The organism is Halanaerobium congolense (genome assembly GCF_004366375.1).
GTDB lineage: Bacteria > Bacillota > Halanaerobiia > Halanaerobiales > Halanaerobiaceae > Halanaerobium > Halanaerobium congolense.
On the sequence record NZ_SOEF01000012.1, the window covers coordinates 1 to 14,060 of the forward strand.

The 14,060-nt window shown below is 31.7% G+C and carries 10 protein-coding genes; 1 reads left to right on the forward strand and 9 read right to left on the reverse strand.

The genetic code is table 11. The features are described from left to right. Window positions 1-66: 66 nt before the first annotated feature. The 9 genes from C7954_RS05565 to C7954_RS05605 all read right to left on the reverse strand — a co-directional run bounded on the left by C7954_RS05565 (window position 67) and on the right by C7954_RS05605 (window position 13,198). Window positions 67-975: a hypothetical protein gene (locus C7954_RS05565; RefSeq protein ID WP_134059024.1), complete on the reverse strand. Its 909-nt coding sequence runs from the start codon at window positions 973-975 to the stop codon at window positions 67-69. 63 nt (window positions 976-1,038) lie between these two features. Next, window positions 1,039-1,497 carry a hypothetical protein gene (locus tag C7954_RS05570; RefSeq protein ID WP_134059027.1) on the reverse strand — a complete coding sequence of 153 codons (459 nt, stop codon included), beginning with the start codon at window positions 1,495-1,497 and terminating at the stop codon, window positions 1,039-1,041. A gap of 19 nt (window positions 1,498-1,516) precedes the next feature. Beyond that, complete coding sequence (locus tag C7954_RS05575; protein ID WP_134059030.1) at window positions 1,517-1,993, reverse strand: hypothetical protein; 477 nt, start codon at window positions 1,991-1,993, stop codon at window positions 1,517-1,519. 501 nt (window positions 1,994-2,494) lie between these two features. After that, on the reverse strand, window positions 2,495-3,343 hold the full coding sequence (locus C7954_RS05580) for a hypothetical protein (protein ID WP_134059033.1): 849 nt from the start codon (window positions 3,341-3,343) through the stop codon (window positions 2,495-2,497). A gap of 1 nt (window position 3,344) precedes the next feature. After that, window positions 3,345-4,163 (reverse strand): winged helix-turn-helix domain-containing protein, encoded by an 819-nt coding sequence (locus C7954_RS05585; protein WP_134059035.1) that lies wholly within the window; start codon window positions 4,161-4,163, stop codon window positions 3,345-3,347. 290 nt (window positions 4,164-4,453) lie between these two features. Beyond that, the gene (locus C7954_RS05590; protein ID WP_134059038.1) at window positions 4,454-5,401 is read right to left on the reverse strand and encodes a tyrosine-type recombinase/integrase; all 948 of its coding nucleotides are present in this window, start codon (window positions 5,399-5,401) and stop codon (window positions 4,454-4,456) included. 702 nt (window positions 5,402-6,103) lie between these two features. Continuing rightward, a complete protein-coding gene (locus tag C7954_RS05595) occupies window positions 6,104-10,030 on the reverse strand; it encodes a hypothetical protein (protein ID WP_134059041.1) in 3,927 nt (1,308 codons plus the stop codon). A gap of 187 nt (window positions 10,031-10,217) precedes the next feature. Beyond that, window positions 10,218-11,597, reverse strand: coding sequence for a molybdopterin-binding protein (locus C7954_RS05600; protein WP_134059044.1), 1,380 nt, complete (start codon window positions 11,595-11,597; stop codon window positions 10,218-10,220). A gap of 14 nt (window positions 11,598-11,611) precedes the next feature. Further along, window positions 11,612-13,198, reverse strand: a complete 1,587-nt coding sequence (locus C7954_RS05605; protein WP_134059047.1) for a hypothetical protein — start codon at window positions 13,196-13,198, stop codon at window positions 11,612-11,614. 664 nt (window positions 13,199-13,862) lie between these two features. Here C7954_RS05605 and C7954_RS05610 point away from each other — a divergent pair. Beyond that, window positions 13,863-14,048, forward strand: a complete 186-nt coding sequence (locus C7954_RS05610; protein WP_134059050.1) for a helix-turn-helix domain-containing protein — start codon at window positions 13,863-13,865, stop codon at window positions 14,046-14,048. Window positions 14,049-14,060 lie beyond the last annotated feature (12 nt).

Here is a 14,060-nt window from a genome sequence, read left to right on the forward strand (position 1 = left end):
GAAGATTAAAAGGATTTTTAGCTGCTCGAGAAAAACTAATTCAACTATTTGAAGAAAGATATTAATTTATTTACACAAAATACTTGACGTTACCTCTGATTTAGGTATATTGTATCCGATCCCATTCATTGCAACACAATGTTTAATATTATAAAAGATATCCTGATCATCTTTGAATAACTTTCTCTTTGCAATTCCAGCCCCTGTAGAAGCTCGACAAAGTATATCTGATTCTTTTTTGTTAATTCTAGATATATTATCAAAGAAAGGGAGCCAATTGTGAGCTAAATTTTGTTCTAAATCTTTATTCAATGTTATTAACTCAGGGGTAGCTGGATCCACAATTCGTTTAATTATCCGAGATAAATTACTTTTCGCAGTTCCTTTAATCCCTTTTAAATGTAAAACTGCATGTGGAATGTTGGGAATAAAATCAGTTGCTATATAAATCAATAAAAACATAGCCTCTCGTGATTTTTTATCAATATTCACAAAATCTAATAGTTTTTTCACGTCTTCTATTGATGATTTTTTTGCGATAGTCTGTTCGTTCATTTGCTGATACCTTTTAAATAAAATCGGAGAATCTTTTTGCTCTAAAATCTCCCATCTTCCAGGCTTTATAATAATCTGTTGCCATTTATCATTACATAAATCATAATAAATAGCACTATCATCTTCTGCTACTCTTAAATGAAGCTTTTCTTTTTTAGCTCGATTTGTCGCAATTGCTGCAAATGTCTCAACTGCTGTTTTCAAAGTATCATCTTTTATTGTTTTATTATAAGTTTCATAATAATGATATCTTAGCCAATTAAAATTTCTAGAATTAATAGGTCTTAACTCAACAAATTTCCCATTATTAAATTTTATCCATGGTTCTTTAAATTGATCTTTAAGAACCTCCGCCTTTTTTTCTAACATCATATTTACAGCTTTCTCCGTCTGATTGCTTCCAGACATTTTTTTAATCATCTATCAATCTCACCTTTCATTTTATTTTTTATGTTAAAGTAAAATGTACCTTTAATTTCATTTTTAATCAGTGTATAATAACCTTTCATATTTCCCATCCCTATTCTCATTTGTATATAAATGCTTTTTATAAACTGGTGAGTCACTTAAATTTTCTATAATCTGATCATATTCATTTTTGAGTAAATCATAAATTTTTAAAGAACGATAGACATTAATTGCTAGATCGCCTAAGTCTTCAAACCCTGGATTTAAAGAATCATTGAAAGCAAGATTGTCTATAGCATATCTACCAATAAAAAGCTTAGTTTTTCCATTTAATTCACCCTGATAAACATAATCTAAAAGATATTTTTCATTTAACAGCTTTTCTATAATTTCATTTTCATTAACATAACCAAGCACTTCAACCAGATCTTCTAACAACATTGTCACATCATCATATTCACGCAGTTCATTTACATAAAAATCAACGAGTTGTCCCTTATATTCTATTTCTCTGTACTTATTGAATTTTGTCATCTTTTACCTCCATTGTATTTTATATTGCAATCTTGCTAATAAATAAATCTGTGTAATAAGCCTTAATCAATTCAGCAAAATCATTGAATTTAATCAGCTCTGAAAACCCATAAAAGGCTGTCTTATTACCCTTCTTTCTGAGTGCTGGACTCAAAATCCCATCATCATCTTGATACTTCAATAATGTTTCTCTAGTGGCTAGACCACATATATAAAAGAAATGATCATTAACTTTCAAGTTGATTATTTCCGGGCGTTTTGGTTTCTTATGTATTACAGGTAATTTACCCATCTCAACGGTCTTAATCCCGATATTTAAATTAAGTTTTGTTAAATCTGCTTTATTGTAAAATTTGGCTGCACCAACAGTCCAATTAACAAATTGCTTATGTATTAATTCTTCTACAGCTACTTCACCTAAAACTCCTGTCAAAAATCGTTTACTCATTTTATTATTATCTCTAAAATAACTTTCATCATCTTTTTTTGCTCTCACGATATTTTTTACAAATGAATAAACTTTGTCGACTCGACTATTCGGAATAGATATTTTTGTAAACTCATTTAAATAAGGATTTACACATTTATGAAATTCTTTAATAAAAATTCCTCCTTTCCAAGAATTTAAATTCTAAATATAGCTTATGTCTAATTGATTACTTTTTCTATACTTTGATTATTATTTTTTTATTTTTTCTTATTTAATAATCTCAAATAATACTCTTAAACCTTGTTATATCAACAACTATTTTTTTAATAAAAAATTAAATTAATTTGCAAAAAAATTATTTTACTCTTAAATTTTTCTCTAAATCAAGCTTTTATCAGCTATTTTTTTATATTGATGGGATAAAACAAGCTAATAAGTTGGCAATAAAAAAAGACCCACTTTAGCAATTATTACAGCTGCTAAAATAGGTCTAAAAAGAGAGAGCCTTATTCAATTTTTATTAACATTTTCTAATAACTTTTTCAAGAGTTAAGCTAATTTTTTTATTTAATTCATTGACCAGGTTGTACTTCGCTCTGATAAATCAACAATCTTTTTCTTTTTTAAAAGAGCTAGATTATCAGAAATAGTACTACTATCTTCTCCAATTATCTCGGCCAATTCTTTTGCTTCAAGGTTATCATCTAGGTATAAATAATAAATTAATACCGCTTGCAGCTCACCTCTTCTTCGATACTCAGAAGTCCTTTCAATATTTTTTGAAGGTATTCTATATGGATTTTTCTGTGGAATCTTATTAATGAAATCATCTCTTGACTCTTCTTTTATAGCTAGATACTCTCCGTGTTTATGTTGAATATAAATATGATGTAGACCTAACTTTTTCAATTCTTTTATGACTGTACTCAAACTACCTCTATTCTTAGTAGTGATCATAAATAAATCTTCACCTGAAGCTGTTTTATAAGTAAGCCCTGTTATATCAAACCAGCCTGCAATATATTCTCTTGGATAATCTACTTCTATATCATTTTTAGGAAACTCGCCAAAAATCTCTTTTAATTTATCTTGAAGGGATTTACTATTATAACTTAACTGGTAACGCTTGCTTTTATTATCCTTTCTAATAACCTCATAAAGCTTCGGCTGTATATTAAAAGCCTTGTCTAAATTATCCTTTAAAATTTGAGCAAAAGGGGCTTCTCCTGGATCAACCTCTGTAACAACAGTTCCTTTTTTGCAAAATATTCCTTTCCCATGTAGAACACCAACAGCATAATTAAAATACTTCTGATCAATAATCTTACACTCTAACAAATGCATTTTGCCGCCACATTCTCTCGAGCAATATTTTTGCCCCGGTTTTAGCTTCTTACCACAGATACAGTTAGCCATTTTACCACTCCTCAATTTTTAAATTGCTATTTAAACTCCAGCTATCATTTTTCTTTGTCTTCGATATCTCACCTTCATTAAATAACTCTGCCAATTTTTGAGTAATCTGACTACCAGAAGTATCTAGTCTTTCTGCTAATTCTTTATTACTTAAATCAGTTTCTGCCATAATGAGTTCTAAAACTTCTTTTCTAAAATCTCCTCTCGGGCGATAAGCATAAAACTCACCGTGATCCAATGCAGCTTCTACAGCTTGCTTTTTCTTCGGAAACTTTAGTTTAATTCTATTTGCAAAAACTTCCGTATCAATACTCCAAATTCTCAAATAATCTGTCTCAGTTAATTCTTCCCATCTATCATCTTCAAATGTACTCACATTATAGCGTGATATTCCCACCTCTTCTAAAGCAGCTTTAACAAAATCAATATTATGATTAGATTTTTGAGAAAATATACACTCTAATCTTTCCTCTTCAAACTTAGCATATCCATCAGTATCCCACACTCCTGCCAGCCACTCTTCAGGATAATTTAATTTCTTTGGGATTGACCACAAACCTGTTGTTGAATCTTTATACTGAGAAATTAATCTTGTCAGCTTTTTGGATTTAAAATGCAAGATTTTCATTGTACCATCCTTTTCAGTATGAATCGTAGGTTTAACATTGAAAGTTTTAGCTCCTAACTCATAAATTGTCCTCAAAAACTCCTGCTCTTCAGCATGGATTGAAATCCGAACCAAATTATGATCTTTTCTAACATTTCCATCTCCCTGAATCACCCCAACTAAGTACTCAAAATCTCTCTGATTTGTAAACATTTAATTTCCTCCTTCTCAAATATGATTTTTAAAATAAAAGTTTTAATATTTTGAATATTAATATCAAAAATTTCTTCTCTCACTTTTTCTAAGGGGGTGGGGCTCCGAACGTTTTTCTTTTTAGATTGTTATACTAATAGTTGGGGTCACGAATTTTTTAGATTTTTGATTTTCTATATAGCTTTTTCCAGCAGCTTTTTATATTATTGAAAGGATACTACTATAAGAGCTCCACCATCCTAACAGAAAGATAAACAAATTGCTCTTTCTATCTTATATACAAATTCAATCTACTTTAATTTAATGTGCTCTTTTCTAGTGTTAACAAACTGGTTAATTGGATTAAACTCCTCGAAATTTTCTTTTAAATCTTCACCGTACATATTTACGTACTTTCTTACCATTTCCATATTGCTATGGCCCAGGATTTTCTGGAGCCTAAAGATATCACCACCGTTCTTAATCCACCTTTTGGCAAAGGTATGGCGGTATAAATGGATAGAAGTCTTATCTACTCCTCGTTTCTGATTATAAGTAGGAATAGCAGAACTAATCCCTTCAGCAGTTAACTTCTCACCATAAATGGAACAGAAAAGATACTGGTCTTTATCTTGATTTAAAAAGGTCAGATACTCCTGTAGGATTACTATCAGCGATTTTGCTATGGGAATTATTCGCTGCTTTTTATTCTTTACTTCCCGGAGAACTACATAACCATCATTTAAATCAAGATCACCAATCTTAATATTTCTAACAGTCCTTGAACGATTTCCTGTAGCTAGAAGCCAGTTTGTTAAAACCCAGTTTCTATATTCTGCAAAACCACAATTTTTAATATCAGGTTTTTTAAGTAGTTTTCTTAACTCACCATCTGTATAGGTAATCTTTATTTTTTCTGTCTTTCTGAGTAATGTAATTTTAAACTCCTCTAAATAACCCAGATCCATTAAATGATACAAAAAAGCTCTTACTGCTCTTAAATAAGTATTAATTGAACTATTTGTTCTATCGCCTTCTTTAAGAAATAGAATATAATCAGTCATGACTTCACCATTTATTTCACTAATTAAACCAATATCTTCTTCCAGCAAGAAATTATTAAATCTTTTGAAATTATTATTGTAATACCATAATGTTTTTTCACTCAAATCCTTTGCCCTACAAAACTTAATAAATTTTTCATAAGCCTCTTCCACCGTCATCCGATCACTGTACTTAATTAGGTTCATTTTAGGCATAAAAAAACCTCCGAATTTAATAAATTCGCAGGACTAATTTGAACTTCTTATTAAGTTGAATGAACCTAAATGATCAGACGGCTTGAAAGCCTGTATTTTTTGGAAATCCCCGTCATTACGGGCTTTACACGCCGAACCCTCAGCCTACTGATCCGTAGTCAATCGCTCTATCCAGTTGAGCTACGGGCGCACGCTGAAACTTTTCTTAAGCAACAATAAATATTATAACAGCTACTCTTATTATCGTCAAGGAGTTTATGAGAAAAAATTATATTCATTGATCTGACAGCATTTATGAGCTGTTTAAGTTGGTAAGTAAGCTGTCTTGACGACAATAAAAAAAGACAATTTTTAGAAAATATTTAGAGTTATTTAAGTAAGATTTCCAGTATTAAAATTTGAAAAGTGTTTGACTTTTTGGGTATTAACACTTTTGATCCTGCAAACCTTCCGTAGTTTCTAGACTACATTATTTGGGTTGAAAAGTCAAGATTTTTTATTCTTGTTAGGATGGGGTTTTTGGACTAAAGTTTCCATAATTATAGTTTGATTACCTAATTTTACTTTAAACTGTAGTAATCTGTTAATTATATCACAATAATTTGAATATTTCACCTAACTTTATTAAAGTTAGAGCTTTTCTATTTATGAAAGAAAAAAAGCCTCCAAATGGAGACTTTTTTAAAGCTATTATTTTTGCACCTATTCTCGCCAAAACCGCCCGCCTAGAGTTTTTAATATCTGCCCTGAACCATTTTCTTTTATCTCAACAATCTCTCTTACAGAAGAACTTTCTTCATGACGAATATTTCTATCAAATATCTCACTTACTATTTTTAATTGATAAGTGACACGATACTGATTATTACCCTTTTGTTCTACAATTTCAAGATTTGTAATCTGGAAACTTATATTATCAAAAACCCTAAAATTGCGGATAAGTGTTTCTTCCAGATCCCATAATGTAGTGCCATCAGCAGATTCCCAATCATCAGCCAGCAGACTCAAAACACCATATTCATCTTTGGACTGATATCGATAAGCAAACTCCTTATAAAAAGCATTGATTTTGTTTAATGATTGCTTTGATTTCTCCTCATTTTTACTAACTAAATTTTCTGCTTCTTTAATCAATTTTTTCAATTTCTCCAGTAATTCCGGACATCTACTGCCGGGGTCCTCTCCCGGTAAATCTCTGTGTTCCATTTTTAATTTTTCCAATTCTTCTTCATAAAGCAAAGCATTTTCATAATCCTTTTCTCTAATAAAAAATTCAACTGAATCAATAGCTCCTTCTATTCTATATGCCAGCTCATCATAGGGAATTAATCTTTCGCTTTTCTTGCGGTATTCTTCCTGAGCCCTGTGGTTATATTTATAAAAGACATCTCTTAAATCCTGGGCAAATTGTTTATACCTTACAGCAAGTGTATAATCTGCAAGATATTCCAGGGATTCCTCTTTTATTAAGTACTTAATTTCTTGCATTACTTTTTCGCCACTTTCATTAATAATAACTCTTCCCCCAACGGAGGCCTCTTTAGCAGCCGGAAAACTTTTCACCTCTGCAGTTAAAGGAAGCAGTTTAGAAATTTTTCTGATATTATCGATAAATTCTTTTTCTTTTATTAATCTATAATTTTCATCTATTTCTCCTTCAACAATCTCAGCTGCCTCAGCCAATATCTTTTCTGCTTCTGTAAGATTACTCTCTTTTATTACTTTGAAATTTCCAGCTTGAGCCAGGGCCTCCACAGTATTTCCCTGCAAGATATAGGCAGGATGAACGATTATATCTTCAGTTGCTCCCTTAATAGGTGGGTGTGATCTATCCGAAATTATTTTTAAATCAAGTATATCATTTAATGTCTTTAATGAATTTTTAGCATAAGTATTATAAAAACTGTAAACATTATACTCAGTAAATTTCTTCTTGATAAGCTCTATATCAGATTTCAAACCACTTATTTCACTTTCTTTCATCAGGTGTGGATATGGCTTAGCCGTTAATATCATACCATCAAATTCACTTTTTTGTTTATTCTGAGCATTTTCACCTATATAGGCATTACCCTCGGGAAGATTCAACATAAAATTGGCTTTAATTAAACCTGAGGATTCAAGGTCCTCAAATAATAGTTCTATTCTGTAGGCAGTATCTCTGACCCACTGAATATGTCGCTGAAAATCATCAGCATAATTAACAAAAGCAGCATTGAGTTTAGCAAATACAGGAGATATTTGCTTACTTTCTTCTAACAGACGATTTATTTCTATTCCTAATTCTTTCAGTTCTTTAACCGAAAAATCCTTATCCACCAGTTCTTTTATTTCCTCTTCTTCTTTGCCATTGGGAATCTCAATTGTTCTCCATATTTTTTCTACAGACTCTACCTGGCTCTTAACTTTACGAAGCCTCATTTCCCTCTCCATTAAATCATCAGAAGATATTGAGAGTCCTCTTGAACTTATATAGTTCTCCAGTTGGGAACTGATATCTACAAAGTGTGAAGAAATATTTATATCAGGAGAATATGAAAAAATCTCCATATAATGCTCTCGGTCACTTTCTAACCAATCAGTAATTGAAAAAGAAAGCTTATCTTTTAAAGCCACTTCTTTTCTTCTGCCATGTCTATAACTAATTCCTGGCTCAATCAATATGCCTTCTATTTTATCTAATTTACTTTCTATACTGTCATACTGCTGTTTTCTGAAACTAATTCTTCTAATGACAGCATTATGTCTATCTCTGAATGAGCGGTCGGTTTCTCTTAAATATATCTCTGCCGGTCTGACTACAGCTTCATTAACCGCTTCTTTGGCTTGAACTACAAGTCCGCGTGAGAGAACACTTTTTTTATATTCAATTACTCTTTTTGGATTAGGATGATTTATCAAGTTTCCCCCATCATCTAGAAATAAATCACCGGGGTTTTTATTATATTTGGAATCATATTTACTGATTATTTGAGAAACTTGAGCTTCAGCAATTTCACTGATCCTTTTTACAACTTCTCGATCTTCTGTACTGGCTTCAGAAATATTTTCTCCTTTTATGAAACGATTATATAATTTTTGCCGTCTCTCGCAGGCATAAGAAATTGATTTTAATTCTTCATTGCATTGATTATAATAAGGTCCCCATTCATAATTAATTATCCTATTGAGACCGTCAACATCCACCAGTGTATTTTTATGTCCCCAGATTTCCTCCCGATAATGATCTGTACTGCTGGTATTTTTTAATTTACTTAGATACTCACTCTTTAATTGTTCGATATAGCTTTTATTTTTAATAAATTCAGGTTTTTCCAGCAGACCAGATATTAATATAGTGAATATTTTGGGTATTTTTTCTACTTTATATTCTGTAGTTGTTTCATAGGCTGCGGCCGGTTCATTTATCATGGGTGGTAAATTTTCAAAAATTTTAATCCGCAACTCATGCCAGTTGCGTATATGGAGCAAGTAATCATCGGCCAGAGGTTTCATGCCAGCCCAGCTGATATCCCGGCGTTTAGGAGTCAATTCATTTTCCCATTTTACTGTTTCACTATATAACTCACTGAAAACCGAGCGTTTTTTATCCGTGTTTTTTATATTGTTAAACTGTTTATTAACAAGGATATAATTTTTTTCGCTTTCCACCAGGATTTCTCTATATGAATCTTCCCTAGCCTGAATTTCCTTTATTTTCGCAAAAGCACTGATCATATCACCAATATTAGAACTAAATTCACCAAATTCCTGAGAAAATACTTCGAACTCAGTCATTAATTTATTTAATTCCTTTTCTTTATACCACCTCTGTGCTTCCAGATTAACATCTTCCATTAACTGTCTGATCCAGTTACGGGCTGTATTTTTATATTTACCAGTAAGGGCAGCCACTTCTTCATTTTCAGCTGTATCGATTCCGGCTCCAATAGTACGTAAATTGTTGAGCCAGCTGCCCCAGCTTTCTTCCGGCCATTCTTCTCCCAGACGCTGCTCTACATAGGCCCTTACCATTGTTCGTCCAGAAGGGTCAGTGACAATATATTTATTGAAAAAGTAATCCACTGTATCAGAATTTACCGGTATCTGTTTCATCTCTCCCTCTTCAGCTGAAAAAAGGCGCCGATCCTTATGCATCATGTAGAATAATCTGGCTATCTCTGTTTCAGCCTTTGTGTCTTTTACCATCTGGTGAGATTGGTAGGTTAACTTCGCCGCCGCCCAGGTAGCATTGACCAGGGGATGATCCACTGTATTTACAGTTGTCTCTAAAGTCTGATAGAGAGCTTCATCATATCTGCCTGCATCCACAGCCAGAGCAAACTCAGTAATACCATTTATAACGGTCTGAATAGTATCAAATTTTCCCTTGATTTGATTTATCTGGCTTTCGCCAAGATTACCAGTAATTAAATTTTCATAACCACCTGCTGCCTCCCACAACCAGTCGTTATATTGGTCCTTTGAAAAATTTTTTATTCCAGCTGCTGCATCCTGACTATTAGCTATTTCAGCAACAATATCCAGACCTTCTCCTGCTAAGTCTGACAGAGCTGCAGCAGGCTGAATTAGACTGCAGAAAAGTATAATTAATAATATTAAGCTTAAAAATAATTTGTTAAAACTCATTTAAAAAACCTCCTTAGCAACAGGAATCTAATTATTAACAAAATACCTTCTACTATTATTTTCTTAATTTCAAATAGATAGGGAAAGGAGTAAGTGCCTATTAAAAATTAAGCAGCACTACTCCTCTCCTCTTGATTTATTTAAACACCCTTTTATTCATAATGGAAAAGTTAAAACTATGGAAAAGTTAAAACTGCCTGCCTCCATCATCTCGATATTTGTATTTAAATCTAATTCTATAAAATACCTCGCCTATATCTGCATCATACTCACTATTTACTTCTTCAGCTTCTTCAAAATAAACAACTGCATAATTACCGTCTGGTAAAGAAAGGCCATAACATATATCCCATGTAATACCGTAAGGCAAATCCCATTGTTCAACATAACCAGTCTCAGGTAATTCTGTTACGTTATTAATATCTGTTTCATTTAATTCTAATACCCTGACATCGTCATTCAAAAATATTATATTTGTTTCAATATAAAAATCACAATATCCGGTAAATCTCTCCAGTATTTGTCCATCAGAAAAACGATATCCTTGATTATACCAGTTGCCATTTCCATCATAAAAAACTGAAGCTATACTTTTTTCTCCACTTTCATAAGCAGGCATTTCTGAACCGCCACTGTTATCATCTTCATTGTTCATTTCAGCAGTCTCATTCACTATTTCATCAATAGATTTCAATTCAATATTCCCCTGATCATCAACTGCAATTACCTGCTCATTTTCAGCTGAATTAATAACCCCGGAGGCTACATTTGAGGCATCACTGACTCCAAATATCAGAGGATGTCTCATACTATAAAGCACAGGTCCCTGTTCTTCCAAATTAAAGACAAATTCTGTTAAACCGCTATCAGCTAAAGTACTGCCGTCATTATTTGATATTAGTCTCCGATCATATTGTAGTACTATGGAAATCATACCATCATTATTAATGGCCAGATTTATTAGATTATATTCAATCGCGATATCAGCAAAATTACTAAAATCTTTATTTAAAGCCTGTTCTAATATAACATCTCCACCTACGAAATCCCAGCTAACATATTCCATAAAACTATTAATATTCTGCATTTCATAGGCAGTAAACATTTCAGCTAATCTTTCTTCAATTACCTGCTGGTAATTAGATTCCGAAACAATTACCTTTTTATAAGTCTCATCAACTTCATTTGTCCTACCTGCTGTTTCCATAGCTTCTATATATATCTCGTATTCCCGACCAATTTCAGGACTAAAATAATACTGGAATGCACCATCATCTGAAAGTTCCGCACTATCCCATGTCTCTTTACCATCTATTGAAACCAGGACACTTCCTATTGTTCCCTTTCTGATAACTGCTCTGCCCTGTATATTAATCAATCCATCTTCAAGCAAATCCTGGTAGAGTGTAATCTCCTGGCCGCTTTCATCATAAGAAATTCCATTTATATATAAATAGCTTATATTCACCTGATCCTGATTTTTGCCAAATAACCACCAGAAAGCCTCTGCCTCCAGTGGGCAAAAAATCATCAACATAATTAATAAGATAATAATGAAATTTTTCATTTTTTCACACCTCCTTAAAAGTTTATAGTAATTCCACTAGAAATGCTATTTTCTCTGATATCTTTATCAGAATTTTCGCTATAACTCAAGTCATTATACTTTAATCTTAAATATATACGTCCCTGATTATATTTTTCTAAAAATAAAGGTCTATAATAAAAACTAAAATTTGCGAATAATTTTCTGATATCTTCCTCTTCTCTATTGTCTTCCTTCTCCCCAAATCTAATACTTGAATTAATTCTACTCTCTGGTATATCCAGACCAAGTTCAAAAGATTTTTCAAAACTACTATTACTAATATCCTCAGTCTCATTATCATTATTAAAATATCCAAATCTAAGAGTAGGTCTTAGTATATATTTATTTATAGTTTTTCTTGTACTTAAAGAAATATTAGAGGTTAACTCATCCTCTTTTTTTAAATCATCACCTAGCTCTGATTCTTGATCTGAATAACTCATACTTATTCTCATATCTAGCAGTTTAAATCTATCACGATAGTTTACAGTATATCTGTTATCCTTTACTAACATATCGTCTGATTCTTTTTTATTCAAATTATATTTAAATGAAGTTGAAGCATAACGCCTATTAAAAATATGTCTAATACTAACTCCTAACCCCGGTTTATGATAATAGGTGGTGGAAGATTTTGTTCCATCCAAATTATCATAAAAATAGATATAATCAAAATTATAATTAATTCGCTCACTATACCGGTAAAGTAGAGAACCTTTATATTTTACTCTATCTGCCGTAGCCGAACCTAAAAGAGTCTTAAAACCGGGTTCAACACGTTCATAATCAATTGACGCTCTACCCTCTTTAGCGTTGGAAAATATTTTAATTTTATGAGCAGTTCCTGAAAAACTACTATTTTCAGATTCTTCAGTATCCCCATATGCAGAACTACCTTTTACAGTGAGCCCTTGTATTGGATAATATTCCCAATTAAAGCCATAGATATCATTATCATAGAGAATATCATTATCATTAACACCCTTCTCATCATTAGTCTTTAATAGACTTAAACCCCACTTAAACTTCTCATTTTGCCTATTATTATAATTCATCCCCCAACTCTTTCTTGAAACTGCCTGATAGTCATCATTAAAAATATTTTCCCATCTCGGATAATCATAACCAAAAACAAATTTAAAGTTCCCATTATTCGGACTATTGTATTTATAAGAAATTCCCTTCAAAGAACTATTTAACACATATTGATCAAAATATTCAAAAGTATCACCTATGTTAAATACTGATGAATTGTCTTTGCTGCTAATGCTGGCTTTAAGACGAGAAATTAATAGATCTTGCTCTTCACTGATTCTATCTTCCTGTGTATTGAGCCCCATATTGAATAGAAAATTATATTTATCCATCTCATTTCTATTAGTATAATTAAAATTCCCATTATACTTAAAACCATCATTAAGAATACTATTATTAGCCCCAGGTCCTGAAACATCATTACTAATTAACTCTACTTCACTTAATACTATAGAGTCCGCCTTAACATTAACTGCCGCTATAAAGACATATATTAATATGAAACATAAAACATATAACTTGAAAATACTTGTTTTTTTAAACAATAAAATCTAACCTCCTTTTTATTTGGGTATATTCTCGGCTAAATAATCCTTTATATTTCATGGGCTCAAAGGCCCTAATTTTATCTATATCTAAAATCAATTCTTTAAATTATATAAGCTTCCCCCATTAAATTAGACACAAAGTTTAGGCAATTTCCTGTCGTTTTCATAATCTTCTAAACTTTTATAATTTAACGCCGAATACATTCTGATTCTGTTGTGGTAAACAGTTATATATTTAAAAATTCCTGTCTTGCCTGGCTTCCTATAGCGGCCGCTATGCTGCCATTGTATTTTAGCTATTTTTAGTTTTAGTTTATCGTTTTTAAGTTATCTTTGACTGGGTTTTCTATCCAGACAGTCATAGAAAGTAGACTGGAAACCTTCTAATACCTGGTATATTTTCGTCACGGGAACACGGGAAATCGCTCTCTGTGTCACTGGATAAAATCATAGATTACCATAATTATATTACTATTAATATAAAAAATAAATTACCCAAATGGGTAATTTATCATAATCATAAGCAAATTTTATAAAAATAAAACTTACAATATCAATATTTTACTCTATATAAGTAAAGCTGAATATAATGTTTCTAAGCCCGTCGAAGAGATTCCCAAAAGTTTTTTGTAGTAATTTAAATTATGCCAGTTAACTTGACATGATCGTTTTCTTCCTTCAAAATGATAATATCTCTGAGCTCTGCCGTAAACATGGTATTTATGAGAGTCAGTTTTATCAGTGGAAAAAAAGACTTATTGGTTCTGCAGGCAAAGTTTTTAGAAACAAAAAGAAAAAAGATCCTGAAAAAGAGAAACCTAAAGATGAAGTTGAAAGATGTAGATGATAAAATAGATTT

What these genes read in the sequence shown, in the direction of transcription:
- C7954_RS05610 (WP_134059050.1), top strand. Translation starts at nt 13,863, where the DNA reads ATGATCGTTTTCTTCCTTCAAAATGATAATATCTCTGAGCTCTGCCGT.
- C7954_RS05585 (WP_134059035.1), bottom strand. Translation starts at nt 4,163, where the DNA reads ATGTTTACAAATCAGAGAGATTTTGAGTACTTAGTTGGGGTGATTCAG.
- C7954_RS05590 (WP_134059038.1), bottom strand. Translation starts at nt 5,401, where the DNA reads ATGCCTAAAATGAACCTAATTAAGTACAGTGATCGGATGACGGTGGAA.
- C7954_RS05570 (WP_134059027.1), bottom strand. Translation starts at nt 1,497, where the DNA reads ATGACAAAATTCAATAAGTACAGAGAAATAGAATATAAGGGACAACTC.
- C7954_RS05595 (WP_134059041.1), bottom strand. Translation starts at nt 10,030, where the DNA reads ATGAGTTTTAACAAATTATTTTTAAGCTTAATATTATTAATTATACTT.
- C7954_RS05600 (WP_134059044.1), bottom strand. Translation starts at nt 11,597, where the DNA reads ATGAAAAATTTCATTATTATCTTATTAATTATGTTGATGATTTTTTGC.
- C7954_RS05580 (WP_134059033.1), bottom strand. Translation starts at nt 3,343, where the DNA reads ATGGCTAACTGTATCTGTGGTAAGAAGCTAAAACCGGGGCAAAAATAT.
- C7954_RS05565 (WP_134059024.1), bottom strand. Translation starts at nt 975, where the DNA reads ATGATTAAAAAAATGTCTGGAAGCAATCAGACGGAGAAAGCTGTAAAT.